Here is a 20,398-nt window from a genome sequence, read left to right on the forward strand (position 1 = left end):
TTCGGGTTCTGTGAAAAATCAGCTATTTTACGCGTTTTTACCGTATAGTCAGTCATAGCTGGAAACACACGTCCAACTGAGGTAATTGAGATGTCAGCTGACGCAAAAGGAATCGCGCTTCTTTCTGCCCTAATCATCACCTGTCTCTGCACAGCCGTGCCCACAAATGCACAACCTGTTCAGGCAACCGCTATCGCACCGGAAGTATCCGAAGATGATCGTGCGGCGCAGAGAGAAAAGCTGCGCCAGGCCCGGCAGGCGATAAAATACAGGGATCGACGGCAACTTCGAGCACTTAAAGCTGAGCTCAAAGATTATCCCCTCGCTGCTTATATTGACTATTGGGCGCTCAGTGAAAAACTGCACCAACTGCCCTTAAAAGAAGTTGATCAATTCCTGGAGAGCAACAGAGGCACGGCTATTGGCGACTGGATGATGGTCAGGTTGTTGCGCCAACTCGGTAGTCAAAAAAAGTTCTCGACTTACCTGCGCTATTACCAACCTTCGCAACATAGTCGCACCTCCCTCCGCTGCTATTACGCCGATGCCCTATCGCGCCGAGACGGCTATCAGGCAGAAACACAGCAGTTGATATCAGAACTCTGGCTTGTTGGACGGTCCCAAGTCGAGGAGTGTGACCCCGTTTTTGCCCGCTGGATGAAAAACGGCGGCTTGACGCAGGAACTCGCTTGGAAGCGGCACCTGCTGGCAGTCGAAGAAGGCAACCTCGATTTGGCACGCTATATCGCCAAAAAAATGACGCCACCCCAAGCAGAGAAAGCCAAACTTTTACGCTCGGTCCATCGCACCCCACAGAAGCTTCTCACTGACACCAAATTCGCCTACAACCCACTGGAATATCGCGATATCGTGTTGCACGGATTGCACCAATTGGCGAAAAAAGACGCTATCAAAGCGGAAACTGCCTGGCACCGCTATCAGGCCAGCTACTTGTTTTCCGATGCCCAGCAAGAAGCCATGTTCAAGCACTTGGCGCGTCAATTTGCTCGCCAGGATAATATGCAGCGCTTACAACAGCTGGTTGAACATCACACAGTGACCGATGGCCGCACCATCGAGTGGCTAGCCAGACAATCCCTACGTGAATTAAATTGGCAACAGGTCGCGTTCTGGATTGACCGCCTGCCTGAGGAGAAACAACAACTCGACCGGTGGGTATATTGGAAAGCCCGCTCACTGGAAGAACTTTATGGCACAGGAAGTTCCGAAGCCTCCTCCCACCTTTACCGCAAAGCCGCCCGCAATCGCAGTTACTACGGTTTCCTTGCCGCTGATACCTTGGGGCAACAGTACAGCTTTGAGCACCGGCCTGCACCAATCACTCCCATTCAAGTGCAGGAGATGGCAAAGCGCCCCGAACTGCAGAGGGCCCGAGAATTACAAGCGATAGGCGAACTATTCCATGCCCGAAGGGAATGGAGCTATGCCACAAGAGCTATGGACCACCAGGAATTGCTTGCGGCCGGCAAAGTAGCTAGCGCCTGGGGTTGGTACCATAAATCAATCCAGTCAGTGCTTGCGGCTGACTACCTCGACGACTTGGAACTGCGATTCCCACTCGCCTTTTCCGATATTGTTCACGATGTGAGCAAACAGGTTGGTGCCCAGAGCTCGGCACTAGAACCATATCTGATTTACGCTGTGGCACGACAAGAGAGCCACTTTAGCCACGATGCAAAATCCAGCTCCGGGGCCCTGGGACTTATGCAATTGCTCCCATCGACCGCAAAAGCTACTGCACGCAGAGCGGGGGTGCGCTATCGACGCAGCTGGGACCTTTTGAGCCCCAATACTAACATTGCGCTGGGCAGCTTTTACTTAAGTAGCTTACTTAACCGCTTTGACAATAACCGCTTTCTGGCAGCCGCCGCCTATAATGCCGGGCCAACCCGCGTAGCGGGATGGCTAAAAGAGACCCGAAAACAGCTGCCCTATGATGTGTGGATTGAAACAATTCCATTCCGGGAAACGCGTAATTATGTGCAGAATGTACTCGCCTATTCGGTAATTTACGCCTACCGAAGCGGCACCAAGCTGCAACTATTAAGGGAGAGTGAAGCTGCGAGCCGGCTGTAATTTAAAGCCGCTCCTTCAGCCAATCTTGCAATTGCACCTGGTCAAACGGCCAACCGCAAACATCGTCGAGGTCTCCAAGGCCAACCACCGGAATGCGGATAGAAAAGCGCTCCATTAACGCTTCATCCTCGGCGATATCCACCTCGCGAAGACGCAAGTTGAATTTTTCCAGCGCAGGCCAAATTTCAATTTTGGCTTTTTCGCACAGGCCGCAACCCAAAGTGGTGTAGAGCAAAAGCTCTTTTATATCGCTCATCCAAAACCCCCCTGGCTGCTGCCCCAGAGATATCCCACAACACTTAGCGCAAGCCCCACTATTAAAAGCCACGTTTTACTTTTAGCCTTCGGCTTATCGACTTCCTCAGGTACCTCCTCGGACAGACTGGGTTGCACCGCATAGGGGACTGTATCGGCTTCTCCAGAGACAGAGGTAGAACTGGGCAATTCGAACTCCGGCAAAGCCGGGCGTACAGCCGTGCGGTTGTTATCGTCAGCTGGGCCGACAATTGAAAAACTTAAAGTGTCGAGTCGAAGCTCATCGCCCCTGCGCACTCGACTCTCACTAACCTTTCTATTATTGACAAAGGTCCCATTTGCCGATCCTAAGTCAATAACGAACAGTAAGCCCTCCCTTACTTCGAGACGAGCGTGCCTACGCGAAAGATGAGAAAGCGAAAAAGTTATATCACACTCATCGGAGCGCCCAATTACCGCACTCTCTTTCACAGGGAACACCTTTCCTGCAATAGCCCGGTGATTGGCTCTTAGCGCCCAGGCAACGCCCTGATTCGAAGCAGCCTTAGGGGGGCCAGACTTGAGCTTAGTTACCTTCGGGTCGATTACCTGGAGTAAACGGCTGCCCACTTTGACCTGATCGTTTATTTTTAACTGGCACGGTGTACCAGTTGGCTGACCATTAAGCAAAACACGGGCCGCGCCCGACAAATTGTGCAAAGTCAGAACATCGCCATTAACTGCAATTTTAAGGTGCGACTTCGCTACGGAATCATCGGTAATACACAAGTCACTACTCTGCGCCCGCCCCACAGTTACTCCCGGCGATACCAGCCATACGCTCTGGCTGAGATCATTGACATCACAAAGTTTGAGCATCGAAATCGCTCCTAAAGCCAAAATGGCCGTGTGAAATTGGCCAATTATTGAAGACAGTGAGCTTAACTAATGTTAAAAAGCAGCCGAAACACTCACTTTTATTGATAAAGTTGAGTTTATCATGGGCGATATCATTAGCGTGTGATTCGGTTTGCAGCTTAAAATGGCCCAAAGGTCTAGTATTTAACAGATTCAGCGATGACCTACAAAGTGATCGGCAACTTGAATAAGCCGAGAGCACAACAGGGAAGAGGCGTGTGATTACCGGAGGGTTATCACCGTTAGAAAGATTAAATAAATTACAGGTAGTTGCACGCCAGTGAGTGAAGCCAAAGTACGCGAAGTATCACGGCACAGCGGGATAGTTCAGCATAGCAAAGACGCTACACGCAGTGCCGGCGCAACCCATACCGGCTATAAGCGTGAACAGAACGAAGATGCCTATTGGGCTGCGGAAGACAAAGGTATCTGGGTTGTAGCCGATGGCCTTGGCGGTCACCACGCTGGTGAACTCGCGAGCAAAACTGTTGTTGAAGAAATCCAAAAGTCAGCGGAAACTGACAAGCACTACGAGCGTGCCTTGCAAAAAGCGCACGCCCTTTTACTGGGCGATGAACAAACCACAGCCAATATGGGCTCTACTGCGGTCGTTGTTGCTGAAGAGGGTGACTACTTTCATATCTACTGGGTTGGAGACAGCCGCGCTTACCTCTGGGCTCCCGAAGGCACAACAGGGAAGCTCACCCAACTAACCAGCGACCACTCCTACGTACAGATGTTGATGGATTCAGGCGCTATCAACTCCGAAGAAGCCGCAATTCACCCCAACCGGCATGTAATTACCCGATGTATCGGCGGTAGTACCAACCCCAAACTCGAAGTAGACCGAGTCTCCTATCGCTGGGCAGCAGGACAGAGACTACTCATCTGCAGCGATGGACTTAGTTCGGAAGTACCAGCAAACTCAATCAACCAGATATTGACGGAAAACAGTGATACCCACAGAGCAACAGAACTTCTAATCGCTGCAGCATTGGATGCAGGAGGCAAAGATAATGTCACTGTTCAGGTCATAGATGCCCCATCCACAGCGCAACCTTCTTCTACCGCATCCCTCACCCCAATTAGCGAGCCCACCCTGCCCGGCTCCACACTCAGAAAGTATCGCCCCTTCATTCTCCTCTTCACAGCCGCCTTAGCCACCGCAGTTGCCTACGGACTTTCAACTCTGCTTTAAGATAGGGAAAGCACTTCATGGAAGTCGTCAATAGCGGCACCTCTTCACTGCAGATACCGGGCTACCGCATCCTCAAGAAGATCAATCAGGGGGGAATGTCCTCAGTCTACCTGGCTATACAGCGCAGTGTGGGCCGGCAGGTGGCACTAAAAGTTATGTCGCCAGTACTGAACGCTGATCCAATCTTCAGTGAGCGGTTCCAGCGGGAAGCAAATATCGTTGGGCAGCTGTCACACCCAAATATCGTCGGTATTCACGATATTGGCCGCTACCGCAGCCTGAACTATATCGCCATGGACTACATGCCTGGGGGCTCGGTTGCAGAGCGTTTAAGCAAAGGTGGGCTTGAGCCTCTTGAGGCGCTTAATGTTGTGCGCCAAATAGCCATGGCCCTAGACCACTCCCACAGCAAGGGGTATGTACATCGAGACCTGAAACCGGAGAATATCCTGTTTCGCGAAGACGGATCGGCCGTACTCAGTGATTTTGGGGTTGCCCGGGCTATCGCGAGAACCACCCGTATGACTAACAGCGGGATGGTTGTGGGAACCCCTCACTATATGAGCCCGGAACAAGCTCGCGGAGCAGCGGTTGACGGTCGTGCCGACCTGTATAGCCTGGGAGTTGTTTTCTATGAAATGCTCACAGGAGCCGTGCCCTATCAGGCAGACGAAGCCGTCGCCATTGCAATAAAGCACCTCACCGACCCAATACCGCGACTGCCAGCCCGATACGCACTTTATCAGCCTCTACTTGATCACTTCCTGGCCAAAGATCCGGATAAGCGATTTCAACGCGGCCTGGATATCGCCGATGCCGCAGATGATTTGGTTGCAGCCCTCGCCGGAAAGCCGGCCAACCAAATCAGCCAGCTCAACAATTCAACTTTAAAAACTTCCAGCTTGGCAAAAGCGCTTGTACTGACCATTTACGGCAGTGTGGCAGACCAACTCGGGAGAGTTGCTTCCAGTTGGAAACGGAAGGAAACGCCCGAGAAGCCAGAGCGTAAGGAGCAGGAGACTGTTGTACGCCTGCGGCAGTTCCTCGCTGAGCCAACAAAACACAAGCGCTCCTGGCTTATGAGCTGCTTTATCGCTCTTGGCCTCACCTCAACCTGGGGCCTGTATAGCGTCGTTGATCACAAGGCCGGCTGGCAACTTGGACTACCTATATTGGACGGCGCTGCCGATTTTACAGCTGCCACCCTACTAGGTACCGCGGAGCAGCCTGCCAATATTGCTCCAAATTCAAATACAGAGTCTGCGCCAACTGAATCAACAGCAGATGTCCTAAACTCACAGGTACAAGTTACCCAGCTAAATCTACCTTCCTCGCTCAATACAGATGCACAACTCCCCCTCAGTGGTAATCAGGCACTGATTGCCAGGAGTAATATTGAGCCCCCAAAAGTACTCACGCCTGAACCTGCAGAGCCAAGAGCAGAGAACCAACCCAAGCTGTACAGCCTAACGATTAACACAAAGCCATCTGATGCCCGTGTGCGGATTATGAATATAGCCCCCCGCTACCAGCCGGGGCTTGAATTAAGCCCAGGCAAATATGATGTTGAAGTGAGTAAGCGGGGCTTTAGTAAAGTTCGCCAGTGGGTCTTGCTGGAAGAACAAAACCTCGAAGTGGCGGTCGAGCTGGAACCTGCCTACTTTATCGGCAAGCGATTTCAATCTGAATTGTCCTCAGGTGGCCTGGGCCCGAAAATGGTCGCTGTGGGAGCAGGCAGCTTTACCATGGGCAATAACCAGCGGCGATTGGCCAGCCCTGCGCACAGGGTAAATGTAGAGCAGGACTTTGCTATATCCATCTATGAGGTCACCTTTGCCGAATACGATCGTTTTGCCGAGGCCACCGGTAGTGCTAAACCCAGCGATGCAGGCTGGGGGCGCGGAGATAGACCGGTAATTAATGTGACCTGGCGGGACGCACAAAGGTATGTGAAGTGGCTGTCAAAGGAGTCTGGCAAGCAGTATCGGCTGGCCAGTGAAGCCGAGTGGGAGTACGCAGCCCGGGGAGGCAGTACCCACCAATACTGGTGGGCTTCCAGCGACGTCCGGGGAAAAGCGAATTGCCGCAGGGGTTGCTCTAGCGAATTTACAAAGCTGTTCAGCATCAGTACAGCTCCCGTAGGGCATTACCAGGCGAATCCTTTTGGCCTTTTTGACACTGCAGGGAACGTGGCTGAGTGGGTGGAAGACTGCTACCAAGCTGGATACAACCCCGCAAAAACCACATCAAAATCAGTAAAGATTAGCGGCTGTCAGCTTCACACCGTGAGGGGTGGATCGATGCGAGACAGCTCTAGCAAGATATCTTCTGACTATCGAAAAGGCCTAAATGAAACAGCGCGCGCCAAGGATGTTGGGATACGTGTTGTGATGGAATTCGATCAATAAAATCTAAAATACAAGAGGGAACTTCAGTGCAACGATTACTTCTCACCCTTTCTTTAATGTTACTTGCCGGCTGTAACGGTATAGAGTTTAAAACAAACGCTGGCCCATATATTTCCGGCAGAGTTAAATCCGCGCTAATAGAGGAATACTCTCTGGCTGAGATCCATCAGAGCAACGGAACATTACTCGGCAGTGTATCAGCTAATAGCTGCCAAACCCTACTTACCGACGATAAGCCCAGACCGGAATCCATCAAAAAATCACTAAAAATCAAAACCCACGATATGGGCGGCAATGCCATAGTTTTCGAAGGTTGTTATAGAAAAGATTCTGCGAGTTGCCTGGAGTTTATCGAATGCAAAGGCCTTGCTTATATAATTCCAAAACACAACGAGCAAGAACCCAACAACCCACCAAACACTCCCAATCGCGCATTTTGACTTTGTGCTGATGAGCCGACTGATTTATATACTTTTAGAGAACTAACGCAATACCTGCAGACCTTAGGGACTGCAGGTATTACATATTACTTGCTGTGAATACGCTTAAACTAAAGCGTCAAAGCAAATGTAGTCAGATTATTCAAGCCAGTTTATTTTACCCGTAGCTCCCAAACATTGTGAATTTTTGGGTTGCGCTGAAAGTCCTTATCCAAAAGGTTCAGCTTCTCTACCGAATATTCACTGGAAACATCCTCGTCCATCTTAAAGCTGCGCAAGTTGTTGGAAAACACCAAGCGACCTTGAGGCGACAACAGGGACATACACTGACGAATCAATTTCCCGTGATCCCTCTGAATATCTAATACCCCGCTCATCTTCGCAGAATTGGAGAAGCTCGGGGGGTCCATGAATATTAAATCGTAATGGCCTTTCCTGTTCTGTTGAGCAGATTCAAGCCACTGCAAACAATCGGCCTCGACCAACTGATGGCGATAAGGATCCATGTTATTAGCACGGAAATTTTGTCCCGCCCAGTTTTGATAGGTTCGCGACATATCGACACTAGTGCTCTGCTTGCAACCACCCAGAGCCGCTTGGACTGTCGCACTGGCGGTATAGCAGAAAAGGTTCAGGAATGTTTTACCGGCAGAAATCTCTCGCAGATATTTGCGCACCGGGCGATGATCCAGGAAAAGCCCTGTATCCAGGTAGCTCCACAGATCTACCGCCAACTCAGCACCATACTCCCCAACCCAGAGTTCCTTTCTGGATTCCGTCTGCTTCTGGTACTGACTTCCACCCTTACCTCCGCCCTTGTGGCTGTGGCGACGGCGTTCTTTAATACTGATATTCGCGCGAGGCAATTCGAGCACGGACTGAAGGGCCCTTAACAAATCGCGCAAGCGCCCCCGAGCTTTCTCTTCCTCGATAGTGGCCGGCGGACGATACTCCTGCAAATGCGCGTACACGGCGCCATCCAGGGTTTTATAGATATCGATCGCCGCAGCATACTCAGGCAAGTCCGCATCGTAGAGGCGGTAACAATCCACGCCACTCCTCGCGGCCCATTTACCCGTAGTGCGCAGATTTTTGCGCAAGCGATTTGCTACCATCTCCGCCTGGGGTGACAACTTCGGCCCAGCAGCTTCACTCGCCGCCGCCCCACTTTGCGCACGAACCTCAAACATCAGCAACTGACTGGGGATACTGCCATTGTATAGCTGGTACTGCTTATGAGAGCGTAAACCGGTGGCATAACCCAGTTCCGGATTGCCGGTAAACACACCGACCAACCAGCCCGGGAACTCCGCCTTTAACTGCCGCCCCAGTTCAAAATAGGTCTCCCGCAGAGCTTCCTGCTCACCCAAGCGCTCACCGTAGGGCGGGTTTGTCAAAACCAATCCCGCTTTGACTTCTCTATGGCTCGGTACCCTAAACCCTGCTACTGGGCGGCAACTCACTCGCACCTGGCGCTCCAGACCGGCCCGGGCAATATTAGCCTCAGCCGCAAACAAGACTTTCGCATCGGCATCGTAACCGCGAATCTCTGGCAGTTCGCGCGCCAGGCCAACGCCTTGACGCTGCAATGCCTCTTCGCGAAGCTCGTTCCAAATATCGCTTTGATGGTTCAGCCAGCGCTCAAAACCAAAGCTATCCCGCATTAATCCCGGTGCCATATCCGCAGCGATCATCGCCGCCTCCACCAGAATAGTGCCCGAGCCACACATCGGGTCGAGCAAGGCTCCACCCTGCTCAGCAATCTTTGGCCAGCCGGCTCGCAGCAACAGTGCTGCCGCAAGGTTCTCTTTCAGTGGGGCTGCACCGATATGGGTTCGGTAGCCACGGCGATGTAGGCTATCACCGCTTAGGTCGATGGCAATATCCAGCTTATCCCGGTGCAAGCGCAGGGCAACCTTCAAATCTGGATGATGTTTATCAATACTTGGACGGGCTCCCGACTGGCGGCGAAGGCGGTCGACAATGGCATCTTTTGCTTTTTGAGCACCGAACTGACTATTGCGGATCTCTCGATTGGTCCCAGAGAATTGCATCCACAGTTTGCCCGAGGGGCGAATGTGGAACTCCCAGGGTTGCTCGGCAACTGCTTTGTAGAGGTCTTCAGCGGTGGCTACATGCACCTGCGCCAAACGCAACATAATGCGGTTTGCCAAGCGACTCCACAGACAGCAGCGGTAAGCCAGCTTCAGGGAGCCGGAAAAATACACTGCCGCCGGCTGCTCCCTTACAGACCCTGCACCCAGGTCGCGTAATTCATTAGCGAGCAGTCCCTCTATTCCCTTGGGACACGTAGCCGTAAACTCAAATTCTTCGGTTTGTAAATCTGTCAAAATACTTACTCATTAAGCTCCTCCTGTGGAGGAAGTTTTGTGCGCCAATAAAGACCGCCCACTTAAAGCTGCCGGCAACGTCTGCGCCGCCAGTACGCACAAATAAAACTTGGAGGCAAAACCTTTACCGCCCCCAACTAGGGAAATTGAGCATTATCGCCTTGCCCAAAAGAGGACGATTATCCCATTTTGTGGCAGAAGAGAATACGCCCTGCCGTTAATTACTACCTGCCCCATAAGTCATACTGTCAACTAGAGATGTTTTCCGATTCCCACGCAGCCACTTTACTCTTACTAATAAGGTGGATTGGGTCGGTCCGTTCAAAGACTTATTTCCTTCACTAAAATTCATTGAGAGACACCCCAAAATAGAGCCGTTTGCGAACCTGCCGACAAACTGTCCACAGACCGACAAAGTAGAGGTGCCGTATACGATGAAACGCCAAAAACGAAATCACGCCGACAGGGCATTTTACAAGGGCTATTTGGCAGCCCTGAACAACAAGTCTATGGATAGCTGCCCATTTGTCGAAGAGGATCCTCATCAGGAGTGGATCAATGGTTGGCGTGAGGGGCGGGAAGATTACTGGAATGGCTTCGACAGAGTGACCAAGGCCCAAAAACTGGAGATTTATGGCGCCGTTTCTACCGACATCCAATACCCTGACGGGTGGAGCACCATTTAGAGATGGCGAGGGGGCTTATCGTCAAAAGCCCCCATTTTCCTAGCAGTCAGCAACTGATACAGCTTACCCTTGCTCTGTTCGGCGACGCTCCAAAGCAATTGCCTCTGCCGCCTCACGAATCAATTCAGGCCCCCGATAGATAAAACCGGTGTACATCTGTACGGCAGTCGCCCCAGCACGAATTTTTTCAGCCGCACTGTCACCATCAAAAATACCGCCAACCCCGATAATCGGGATCTGCTTGCTCAACTCTTTCGATAACAGCTCGATGACCTTGGTGGATTGCGCTCTCAGGGGTTTTCCGCTCAAACCGCCCTCTTCGCTACCATGGGGCAGCTTGGCGACTGAAGACTTATCGATCGTCGTATTGGTAGCGATCACCCCATCGATATCGTACTCACACAGCGCCTCGGCTATCTGCGCCACCGCATCGCCTTCCATATCCGGGGCAATCTTGACGGCAACAGGGACGTAGCGATCACTCTTTTGAGCCAGCTCCATCTGCTTGTCCTTGATGCTGCCCAGCAAGCGATTGAGACTGTCACCAAACTGGAGGTCACGTAGCCCTTTGGTATTGGGAGAAGAAACGTTGGCAGTGATGTAGTCGGCGTAGCGGTACACCTTCTCCATACACAGGCAGTAGTCATCGGCGGCCTTTTCCACTGGAGTATCAAAGTTCTTACCCACATTGATCCCCAAAACACCGCTATAACGGCGCTTTTTCACTCTTTCAATCAGGTAGTCAACACCGAGGTTGTTAAAACCCATACGGTTAATAATCGCATCGGCCTCTTCCACCCTAAACAGCCTTGGCAGCGGATTGCCGGGTTGGGGGCGCGGTGTCACGGTGCCCACTTCAACAAACCCGAATCCCAGGGCTCCGAAACCATTAAAGGCCTGCGCATTCTTATCCAGACCAGCGGCCAAACCAACCGGGTTGGGTAGAGTGAGCCCCATCAACTCGACCGGATCATCCGGGACCGACTTTTTGTACAGGGACATCAAACCGAGGCGCTCTGCAGCGCCAATGGCATCAATCGACAAATGGTGGGCCCGCTCAGGGTCAAGCGCAAACAAGGCTTTACGCAGTGTTGAATACATACCTTTCCTTACGTGGGGAGGCGAACCCTTCAGAAAAACGAAGGGCTCTATCTTGTGATGACGATACTACAGGGGCCTTTGAGCGGCCCCTGGGCTCTATTCCGCTACTGTTCTGCCAGAGTTTCCCGGTCCGCAGTGGCGTGGGCGAGATACATTAGCTCGCGCAAAGCCACAGTGAACATGGCAAAGTCACCGACAGAGGTAGACTTCAACTCGGCAATCATATTGTGCCAGCGTTGAATTGCGGGCGCCATGATAGCGCTCCAGCGGGACATTGCACCCTCTACATCAAGATTTTCAGCCTTGCCTAAGCGGAGAATGTTCACCGCCAGTGTCGACAACTGGCTGTCCAGGTCATCCATACTGGTCTCCCGGGCCTGCGCCTGCCAGAAGCTGTCTACCGGCAAGTCGACGATCAGATTGCCAAACCAATGCAGGTTCAACTCATCCGACAGCCTGAAGTAAACCGTGGCAACTTCCTCTACGGGCGTATCGCTAGCTCGCGCCGACTCGGAAATACCCAGTGCCGAGTAGAGGTAGGTGGGCGACGCCGACAGCAGGGCCAGGGCCTCTGGCACCCCTGCTTCCAGGAGCTTCTGGTAGCGCTGTTCCCATTCGTTAAGGGGCTCGCCACTTAAGACCTGCGGCAACGCTGTAATAACCCGCTGTACCGGCTCCTGGAACAGCTCGCAGTTGGTAGCTGGCTCCAACTCATTGCGGCGATTGCGCAGGAACCACCGGGTTGCCCGGCGCACACGGCCTATCATCGAGTTCAGCAGTTCTGTTTGCAGCTCTGCTGGCACCTTGTAGTCCAGCGCAGCCAGCTGCTCCTGGAAGTCGTGCATCTCGTACACATCGCGGGCGCTGACGTAAGCAGCAGTTACATCGTTCACATCGGCGCCAGTAGCTGTACCGATACGGTTGTAGAAGGTGATACCCATACTGTTAACCATCTCATTGGCAACCTGGGTAGCCACAATCTGGCGCAACAGCGGATGGTCATAGACTTGGTCGCGATAACGCTCGACCAATTTTTCCGGGAATGCAGACTCAACCGCAAAACGCACCCGCTCATTGTCGGTGATTTGTGCATTTTGCAGCTCTTCTTTCAACTTGACCTTAACGTATGAAATTAGAACCGATAATTCGGGGCGGGTCAGGGACTGCCCTTTGTGCTCGCGTTCAGAAATCTGCTCGTTGTCAGGAATAAACTCCAGCGCGCGGTTCAATCGGCCGTCGTCTTCCAAAGTGTTGATGGTTCTGCGGTACTCGTCCAGGCGCTTGGCAACCTGATATTCCGCCACACTGAGGGCAAAAGTTTGCTCATAGTTATTGTGCAGCACCAATTCACCGACAGCATCGGTCATCCCATCCAGTAGCTCATTGCGCTGCTTTTCAGTCAAATCACCCTGAGCAACGACTTTATCCAGAAGGATCTTGATATTTACCTCGTGGTCAGAACAATCCACACCGGCCGCATTATCGATAAAGTCGGTGTTACAACGCCCGCCATTGAGAGCAAACTCAATACGTCCACGCTGGGTCATACCCAGGTTGCCGCCCTCGCCAAAGACTTTGGCACGCAACTCCCGACCATCAACGCGCAAGTGATCATTGGACTTGTCACCAACTTCGGAGTCCGTCTCGGTAGTAGCCTTAACATAAGTGCCAATACCGCCATTCCAGATCAGATCCACCGGCGCTCTGAGCAAGGCACTAATCAGCTCGTTGGGGTTCAGTTGATCCTGTTTGATATCAAACGCTTCTTTCATTTCGGGCGTAATAGCAATGGCCTTGGCGCGACGCTCGAAGATACCACCACCTTTGGAAATTAATTTGCGCTCGTAATCTCTCCAGCTCGACCGGGGCAACGCGAACAAACGCTGGCGCTCTTTAAAGCTGGATTCTGCATCCGGATTGGGGTCCACAAAAATATGCAGGTGGTTAAAGGCCGCTTTCAGGCAGATATGCTCAGACAGCAACATGCCGTTACCAAAAACATCTCCACCCATATCGCCAATGCCGACAACAGAGAAGTTTTCTTTCTGGACATCCACCCCCATCTCACGGAAGTGGCGCTGCACCGATACCCAGGCTCCACGGGCTGTAATACCCATTTTCTTATGGTCGTATCCCTGGCTGCCACCGGAGGCGAAAGCGTCGCCCATCCAGAAGCCATACTCCCCGGCAATGCCGTTGGCAATATCTGAGAAAGTCGCCGTCCCTTTATCCGCAGCTACTACCAGGTAGGGGTCATCCTCATCCCGACGAACAACATATTTGGGCGGTACAACTTCGCCATCTTTTAGATTGTCAGTGATATCCAAAAGGCCGCGAATAAAGGTTTTGTAACAGGAGATTCCCTCTTCCATCATGGCTTCGCGGCTGCCATCGGTAGGCGGACGTCGAACGACAAATCCACCTTTTGCACCACTGGGGACAATAACTGCATTTTTCACCGCTTGGGCTTTTACCAGGCCCAGAACTTCTGTGCGGAAATCTTCCAGTCGGTCAGACCAACGCAGGCCGCCGCGAGCGACTTTACTGCCGCGCAAGTGCACACCTTCCACGCGAGGGGAGTAAACAAAAATCTCAAACTCCGGGCGGGGTTCGGGAATGCCGGGAATATCCCGGGGACTGAATTTGATCGAAATATAATCCTTGGGCTGCCCTTCATCATCCACCTGGAAGAAGTTAGTGCGCAGGGTCGCCAGGATTAATTCCAAATAACGGCGCAGAACCAAATCTTCATTCAGGTTATCAACCGTATCCAAACCATCGTGAATTTTAGCGATCAAGCGCTCGACACGGGGCTGCTCCTGCTTGCCGGTGCTTAAACGGGGATCGAACATCGCCCTAAACAAGGCTACCAGGTTGCGGGTGATATCCACGTGGCTGGCCAGGGTAGCGGCAATATAGCTCTGGCTGGCACCGGACTTGGTTTGCTTCAGGTAACGGGCGTAGGCACGAAGCATGGATACTTCGCGCCAGTTAAGGCGGGCGGCCAGCACCAGGCGATTGAAGGCATCGCTTTCCGCCGTGTGATTCCAGATCGCCGCGAACGCATCCTGGAACAGGCCACGGGATGCCTGCGCATCAATTTTGGTGGGCAGACCAAATTCCAGATGGAATTCGTGCATCCACACATCGGTATAGCCACGGGGGCGAATCGTATAGGGGAATTCACCAATAACCCGCAAGCCCAAATTTTCCAGCACGGGAATCACGTCGGAGAGCGTCAGGCCGCTGCCCCAGTTGAATACCTTGAACCGCAGACTGCCCTGAGCGGCCCCCACCGGCTGGTAGAAACTCATTGCCACCCGGTTGTCTTCACTGAGGCTCTGAACGGCTGCTACATCCTGCACCGCAATACGAGGCTCAAAGTCTTCACGGTACCCTGCCGGGAAGGCGCGGCCAAAAGTACGATAGAGACGACTGCCCTCTTCTTCCCCGCTATTTTCAATTAGTGATCTTTGGAAAACATCTTCCCAGGAGCGGGTAATATCCACAATTTGCGCCTCCAGCAGCGCGACATCAAAATCAACAGGCTCATCGGGGGACACGCGGAAAACAAAATGGACCCGCGCAAGAATGGATTCGGAGAAGAAAGTGGTGAAGTCCGAGTCCTTCGCATTAATCGCTTTGGCAATATGCGCGCAAATCACCTCGCGCACATCACTGTTAAACAGCTCACGGGGAACATATACCGTGGCAGTAACGAATTTACCAAAGGGATCGCGACGCATAAACAGACGAAGGTGAGCCCGCTCATTTAACTGCAGCACACCCATTACTACGTCAAACAGCTCTTTGGTGCTGCCCTGGAAAAGTTCATCCCTTGGGAAGGTATCGAGAATCCGGCGCAGGGCTTTGCCATCGTGCCCCTGTCCGGAGAGACCGCTAGACTCGATGATCGAGGCCATCTTGCGGCGAATAATCGGGATTTTCGCCGGGCTCTCGGTGTAAACCGGCGAGGTATAAAGCCCCATAAACGCCGCTTCACCAATCACCTCACCATCGGTGTTGTAGCGCTTAATCATCACGTAGTCCGAATAGGCCGTGCGGTGCACCCGGGACTTAACGGAGGACTTGGCAAATGTCAGGTAATTGGGCCCTTGGTAGAAACGCTGCTTGCCCTCACTAAAAGAGGTTTCCAGCATCGGCGCGGCTTCTTCCAGCTTTTTGAAAATACCGAGCCTGCGGTCTTCAACTTCATTGAGGATTTTTTTATCCCCGACAACACTGAACTCGTATTCGCGATACCCCAGGAAGGTGAAGTTACCGTCGCGCATCCATTGTAAAAATGCACTGGCTTCCAATAGGTTGGTGTCTTCGTCTGGAAGTCCCGCCTGTAACTGCCCCTCCATTGCGCTGCAGGTTTCCAGCATCGGGACATAGTCGTCCACTACCAGCTCCACATCGCCGAGTACGTCTTTTAAGCCAGTCATCATGCCTGAAGCGAACTCAGATGAAGTGTCGTGATTAATCTCGACATAAATCATCGCTTCGTTCGTAATGCGCTTCCCTTTTGCCTGCGGCTTTTCACCCAGCAACTCTTCCTCTGGCGGCAACAGGCGAGTCAGTTTCCCCTTGGCATCGCGTTCGACTCGAACTACCGTACTCTTTATCGAATGAGTCACTGTATTTCGGCGATTGATCTCCATGCGAATGGAGTCCACCAGGAATGGCATATCCCGCTGCAGCACACCAATGACCGTATGCGAGCACTCCCAACCATCGTCTTCAAGGCGGGGGTTAAAAACCTTCACCTTGGGTAGGCCGCCCGGGCGCTGTTGAATAAAGTTCCACCAGGTGTATATGCAGCCATAGACGTCAACAAGGCGACGACCGGCCAGATCCTCTAAGGGGTACTGATTGAGGAACTGCTGGGCAAAAGCCACAACGGGTTCGGCTTCGCTGGTCAGCTTGTCACGAATCAGCTCGCAAATCTGCGCAACTAATTCTTCACGGCTGTCGGTAATAACCGTCGCCATATTCACGGGGAACCTCCCAATCTCATTTTTGTCACATCGAATCCAAACACTGTAGATCCGAAAAGGTCATCATCTCAGCCCATACGCAGCTGCAGGGTCGAGTCCTAAAAATTACACTTTCAGTCAGACAGTGAGGAGAAGTCCATTCCACCTCAGAATCTAGTCGGCTCGGCAGAGGCCTACGTCTCAAGAGTTGCCTCTTCATTTGGTGCCGCTAAAATCATCAGTCGCCACCTTCTCGGCGGCGACTATATATAGATGGTAGAAAGCCAGCCAGGTCCGTGCGGCGGCTAAATTCTCAGAAGAAGAGATACTATGGAAGCAAACCAGACTATTAGGGATCATATCGCCGCTTTGGGCGATTGGTTGGAAGAGCAGATTATCGGTCAAGAGAGATTGGTTAACCGATTGCTGATCGCCATGCTGGCCGATGGCCACCTTTTGGTGGAGGGAGCGCCAGGCCTGGCCAAAACCAAGGCCATTAAAACACTGGGCGAAGCTATTGAGGGTGACTTCCATCGCGTTCAATTTACGCCAGATCTGCTTCCGGCGGATATTACCGGCACCGACATTTACCGGCCGGAAACCGGAGAGTTCCATTTTCAACCAGGTCCAGTGTTTCACAACCTGATACTGGCCGATGAGATTAACCGCGCGCCAGCCAAAGTTCAGTCGGCGCTGCTCGAAGCTATGGCAGAACGGCAGATCAGTGTCGGCCGAAAAACTTATCCCCTTCCCCAGTTATTTTTGGTAATGGCTACCCAAAACCCTATTGAGCAGGAAGGGACTTATCCTCTGCCAGAGGCACAATTAGATAGATTCCTAATGCAGGTAAATCTTGCCTATCCCAATGCGGAGGCGGAAGCAAAAATCCTGCGCCTGGCCAGATCCGAGGCTAGCCTTGGCGAAAATCGCCCCACTGAAATTATCAGCCAAGAAACCATTCTTCAGGCGCGCAACCAAATTCTGGAAATGCAGATGGTTGAGGCCGTGGAAACCTATACTGTCCAACTTGTCATTGCTACTCGCGAGCCGGCGAAGTATGACAGCGAGCTGGCGTCATGGCTAGATTTTGGTGCAAGTCCGAGAGCAACAATTGCATTGGATCGCTGCGCGCGCGCTCACGCTTGGCTCGCCGGGCGCGATTATGTCACCCCAGATGATGTGATGAATGTCGCTCCCGATATTTTACGCCACCGACTCCTGTTGAGTTTTGAGGCGGAAGCGGCGGGAATTACTACCGACCAGGTAATTGAGCGATTACTTCAACAGGTGCCTGCGATCTGATGTCCGCTGAAGCATCCCCAACTGAGCTCGAACTGCGCGGGGCTTATCCCGAAGTAACGCCGTTGGTACAAATGCGCTACGCCGCACGGCAGTTGCAATTATTCAAACCGCGCCTGGCCCGCAGTGATCAGGCCGGCAGCCTGCTCACTCGCTACCGCGGCCGCGGCATGAATTTTGAGGAAGTGCGGAACTACCAGGCCGGCGATGATGTACGCTCCATTGACTGGCGCGTAACAGCTCGAACCGGCCAAACCCACACCAAACTTTACCAAGAGGAGCGCGAACGCCCGGTAGTTATCCTGTTGGATTTGCGCTCGCCGATGTTTTTTGGCAGCCAAAGAGCATTTAAATCGGTGACGGCAAGCGGCATCGCTGCGGCGCTGGGTTGGGCTGGTTTACAGCACAGCGATCGGATCGGGGCGCTACTTTTCTCCGACCGGGAAATAGACACAGTGCGCCCGCGCCGCAGCCACCACGCCGTACTTTCGATGATTCACAGTACGGTTGCCCGCGCTGCGGAACTGAGCAGCCCCGTCCCCGAACAGGGCAGCCAAACACTAAAAACATTGCTGGAGGAAGCGCGAAGAATCGCACGCCCTGGAAGTGCGCTCTTTTTAATCAGTGATTGCCATGATCTCGACGAGAGCTGCTCGCAGCCACTCTACCTTTTATCCCGTCATGCCGACCTGCAGGTGCTGAGGGTATCGGACCCGCTGGAGCAACATCTGCCCGGCCAATCCCTCACTATATCTGACGGTCGCCAGCGCACATTCCTTCATGCCGGCAATCGGCCGGTTCACGAACATTTTGCCGAAAAGCAAGCCCGAGCCCGCGCCGAGGTTGAACAACTGTGCCGACGTTATCGGCTGCCGTTGCTGGACTTTGATAACACCCAACCGCTTATTCCAGCACTGATGTCCGTCTACGGCTCGCGGCAAAGAAATAATGGCTGGCAAAATACGAGAAGGCCCAAGTAGTAATGAGTTTGAAAGTGCAGAAAAAGCTAGTCGCCAATGTTTTGGCGAACCAAGGAGCGAAGGCAAAACGCACTGGCAATTTAATTGAGGGCCAGTCGTGATAAAAGGAAGTCTTCTGGCAAAACAAATACAATCCCCAACACCGCAAGCGCCTTCGCCCGAGGCCCAGGAATTGTTATCGCAACTCCGCGATATACAAGAGCCCAATGCGGTTAATTGGTGGCCACCCGCTCCAGGCTGGTGGATGTTGGCCGTATTAATTCTTGTCTGTGTGGCCGCCGCTGTCCTATGGTGGCGGCAGCGGCGCAAAAAAGTTGAACGCAATCGCTATCGTGTCGAAGCAGCTTCACTGCTCGCCGCAGTAAATACTGAGGAGGCGGATGCAGTACCAGAAATTAATGAAATACTTAAGCGAGTGGCAGTTACAACCTATAGCCGTACAGAGTGCGGCAATCTTATCGGCACAGCATGGGTCGAATTCCTGAAAAAGTCAGCCCCACTCGAGTGCCCCTCTGATGCGCAACAAGCACTCGTCGAAAACCTCTATCGCGGCAGCTGTGACCCAGACAAAAACCGAGTGCTACAGGAATATGCCATTTTATGGGTGAAGCAGCACGGACAACCCACAAAAAACAGCCCACAACACCAGGGCGGGGAGGCCGCGCATGTTTGAATTCGCCTGGCCATGGGTTTTCTTTTTAGCCCCATTCCCGCTACTCGCCCGCTGGCTGCTACCCCGCTCCAAACCCATGAGCAGCGCCCTGAAGGTACCATTTTATTCGGAGCTATCCCAACGCGGCGGCGGCGAACAAAGCAATCTGCTCAATCTGTTTTTGCTGATTCTGATCTGGCTGCTTTTAATTAGCGCCGCAGCCCGCCCCCGGTGGTATGGGGAGCCGATATCTCAACCCAGCAGCGCAAGGGATCTCCTTATTGCCGTAGATATTTCAGGCAGCATGGAAACGCCCGATATGGTAATTAATGGCCGACCGGCGATGCGTATCAATGCAGTAAAACAAGTGGTTGGTGACTTTGTTGAACGGCGCAAAGGTGACCGTTTGGGGCTGGTACTGTTTGGTACTCGCGCCTACCTGCAAGCCCCACTTACCTACGACAGAGAGACGGTAGAAACTCTACTAAAAGAGGCCCAGATCGGCTTTGCTGGACAGGGAACTGCCATCGGCGATGCCATTGGGTTATCGGTCAAACGCCTGACCCAACGCCCCGCAGAGCAACGCGTGCTGATACTCCTCACCGATGGCGCCAACACTGCGGGGGAAGTCTCCCCGCTCAAAGCTGCCGAGCTGGCACAACAAGCGGGCATTACGGTTTACACCATCGGTGTAGGTGCCGACGAAATGGTTCAACCTGGCCTTCTGGGGAGCCGTTTTGGCAGCCGTAGAATTAACCCTTCGCGAGATCTCGACAGCAAGACACTCAAGGAAATTGCCGACAAAACCGGAGGCCGCTATTTCCGCGCCCACAATCCGCAGGAGCTGGCAGAAATCTATGCCGAACTGGATAAATTAGAACCTGTCGAACAAGAAGCGGAAAGTTACCGCCCCATGAAGTCCCTGTTCACCTGGCCCCTTAGTATCGCCCTACTGCTGGCTGGAATTTGGGCCCTGATTCCCCTGGCGAGCAATTTTCAGCTCCCTGCCAGACGAGAAGAGGTAAGTCGTAACAATGGAGGTCAAGCCCAGTGAA

The 20,398-nt window shown here is 52.8% G+C and carries 14 protein-coding genes; 9 read left to right on the forward strand and 5 right to left on the reverse strand.

Translation table 11 applies throughout. The features are described from left to right. Positions 1-90 precede the first annotated feature (90 nt). Entirely contained in the window at positions 91-2,097 is a 2,007-nt protein-coding gene (locus tag ACJJIZ_RS16275; protein WP_444914125.1) for a transglycosylase SLT domain-containing protein, read from the forward strand. Position 2,098: 1 nt separating this feature from the next. On the opposite strand, the gene ACJJIZ_RS16280 is transcribed toward ACJJIZ_RS16275, so the two are convergent. Further along, positions 2,099-2,353, reverse strand: a complete 255-nt coding sequence (locus ACJJIZ_RS16280) for a glutaredoxin family protein (protein WP_444914126.1) — start codon at positions 2,351-2,353, stop codon at positions 2,099-2,101. Beyond that, positions 2,350-3,210, reverse strand: a complete 861-nt coding sequence (locus ACJJIZ_RS16285) for an FHA domain-containing protein (RefSeq protein WP_444914127.1) — start codon at positions 3,208-3,210, stop codon at positions 2,350-2,352. The genes ACJJIZ_RS16280 and ACJJIZ_RS16285 overlap by 4 nt, the downstream gene beginning before the upstream one ends. A 319-nt stretch (positions 3,211-3,529) precedes the next feature. Here ACJJIZ_RS16285 and ACJJIZ_RS16290 point away from each other — a divergent pair, with 319 nt between their 5' ends. The 3 genes from ACJJIZ_RS16290 to ACJJIZ_RS16300 are packed head-to-tail and all read left to right on the forward strand — an operon-like array spanning position 3,530 to position 7,295. Continuing rightward, entirely contained in the window at positions 3,530-4,447 is a 918-nt protein-coding gene (locus tag ACJJIZ_RS16290) for a PP2C family protein-serine/threonine phosphatase (protein ID WP_444914128.1), read from the forward strand. Between the two features lie 17 nt (positions 4,448-4,464). Continuing rightward, positions 4,465-6,855: a bifunctional serine/threonine-protein kinase/formylglycine-generating enzyme family protein gene (locus ACJJIZ_RS16295; protein WP_444914129.1), complete on the forward strand. Its 2,391-nt coding sequence runs from the start codon at positions 4,465-4,467 to the stop codon at positions 6,853-6,855. Between the two features lie 26 nt (positions 6,856-6,881). Beyond that, positions 6,882-7,295 (forward strand): hypothetical protein, encoded by a 414-nt coding sequence (locus ACJJIZ_RS16300; RefSeq protein ID WP_444914130.1) that lies wholly within the window; start codon positions 6,882-6,884, stop codon positions 7,293-7,295. 152 nt (positions 7,296-7,447) lie between these two features. Here the strand turns inward: ACJJIZ_RS16300 and rlmKL are convergent, their stop codons facing one another. Beyond that, entirely contained in the window at positions 7,448-9,646 is a 2,199-nt protein-coding gene (gene rlmKL, locus ACJJIZ_RS16305) for a bifunctional 23S rRNA (guanine(2069)-N(7))-methyltransferase RlmK/23S rRNA (guanine(2445)-N(2))-methyltransferase RlmL (protein ID WP_444914131.1), read from the reverse strand. A gap of 434 nt (positions 9,647-10,080) precedes the next feature. On the opposite strand from rlmKL, the gene rmf reads away from it, so the two are divergent. Further along, on the forward strand, positions 10,081-10,332 hold the full coding sequence (gene rmf, locus ACJJIZ_RS16310) for a ribosome modulation factor (protein ID WP_108733677.1): 252 nt from the start codon (positions 10,081-10,083) through the stop codon (positions 10,330-10,332). A 63-nt stretch (positions 10,333-10,395) separates the two neighbouring features. On the opposite strand, the gene ACJJIZ_RS16315 is transcribed toward rmf, so the two are convergent. Both ACJJIZ_RS16315 and ACJJIZ_RS16320 read right to left on the reverse strand, forming a co-directional pair. Then, positions 10,396-11,433, reverse strand: coding sequence for a quinone-dependent dihydroorotate dehydrogenase (locus ACJJIZ_RS16315; protein ID WP_413662444.1), 1,038 nt, complete (start codon positions 11,431-11,433; stop codon positions 10,396-10,398). A 104-nt stretch (positions 11,434-11,537) separates the two neighbouring features. Next, entirely contained in the window at positions 11,538-16,433 is a 4,896-nt protein-coding gene (locus ACJJIZ_RS16320; protein WP_444914132.1) for an NAD-glutamate dehydrogenase, read from the reverse strand. Positions 16,434-16,742: 309 nt separating this feature from the next. Here ACJJIZ_RS16320 and ACJJIZ_RS16325 point away from each other — a divergent pair, with 309 nt between their 5' ends. The 4 genes from ACJJIZ_RS16325 to ACJJIZ_RS16340 all read left to right on the forward strand — a co-directional run bounded on the left by ACJJIZ_RS16325 (position 16,743) and on the right by ACJJIZ_RS16340 (position 20,397). After that, complete coding sequence (locus tag ACJJIZ_RS16325) at positions 16,743-17,714, forward strand: AAA family ATPase (protein WP_282932305.1); 972 nt, start codon at positions 16,743-16,745, stop codon at positions 17,712-17,714. Beyond that, positions 17,714-18,691, forward strand: a complete 978-nt coding sequence (locus tag ACJJIZ_RS16330) for a DUF58 domain-containing protein (RefSeq protein ID WP_444907919.1) — start codon at positions 17,714-17,716, stop codon at positions 18,689-18,691. Before ACJJIZ_RS16325 ends, ACJJIZ_RS16330 begins: the two co-directional genes overlap by 1 nt. Before the next feature lie 97 nt (positions 18,692-18,788). Further along, a complete protein-coding gene (locus tag ACJJIZ_RS16335; RefSeq protein WP_444914133.1) occupies positions 18,789-19,364 on the forward strand; it encodes a DUF4381 domain-containing protein in 576 nt (191 codons plus the stop codon). Then, positions 19,357-20,397: a vWA domain-containing protein gene (locus tag ACJJIZ_RS16340; RefSeq protein WP_444914134.1), complete on the forward strand. Its 1,041-nt coding sequence runs from the start codon at positions 19,357-19,359 to the stop codon at positions 20,395-20,397. Before ACJJIZ_RS16335 ends, ACJJIZ_RS16340 begins: the two co-directional genes overlap by 8 nt. The last annotated feature ends 1 nt before the right edge of the window (position 20,398 follow it).

The sequence above is a fragment of the Microbulbifer maximicatervae (SeqCode) genome (assembly GCF_052467225.1).

Excerpts from the sequence above, each read along its gene's own strand:
- ACJJIZ_RS16275 (WP_444914125.1), top strand. The coding sequence starts at position 91 with ATGTCAGCTGACGCAAAAGGAATCGCGCTTCTTTCTGCCCTAATCATC.
- ACJJIZ_RS16280 (WP_444914126.1), bottom strand. The coding sequence starts at position 2,353 with ATGAGCGATATAAAAGAGCTTTTGCTCTACACCACTTTGGGTTGCGGC.
- ACJJIZ_RS16285 (WP_444914127.1), bottom strand. The coding sequence starts at position 3,210 with ATGCTCAAACTTTGTGATGTCAATGATCTCAGCCAGAGCGTATGGCTG.
- ACJJIZ_RS16295 (WP_444914129.1), top strand. The coding sequence starts at position 4,465 with ATGGAAGTCGTCAATAGCGGCACCTCTTCACTGCAGATACCGGGCTAC.
- rmf (WP_108733677.1), top strand. The coding sequence starts at position 10,081 with ATGAAACGCCAAAAACGAAATCACGCCGACAGGGCATTTTACAAGGGC.
- ACJJIZ_RS16315 (WP_413662444.1), bottom strand. The coding sequence starts at position 11,433 with ATGTATTCAACACTGCGTAAAGCCTTGTTTGCGCTTGACCCTGAGCGG.
- ACJJIZ_RS16325 (WP_282932305.1), top strand. The coding sequence starts at position 16,743 with ATGGAAGCAAACCAGACTATTAGGGATCATATCGCCGCTTTGGGCGAT.
- ACJJIZ_RS16330 (WP_444907919.1), top strand. The coding sequence starts at position 17,714 with ATGTCCGCTGAAGCATCCCCAACTGAGCTCGAACTGCGCGGGGCTTAT.
- ACJJIZ_RS16340 (WP_444914134.1), top strand. The coding sequence starts at position 19,357 with ATGTTTGAATTCGCCTGGCCATGGGTTTTCTTTTTAGCCCCATTCCCG.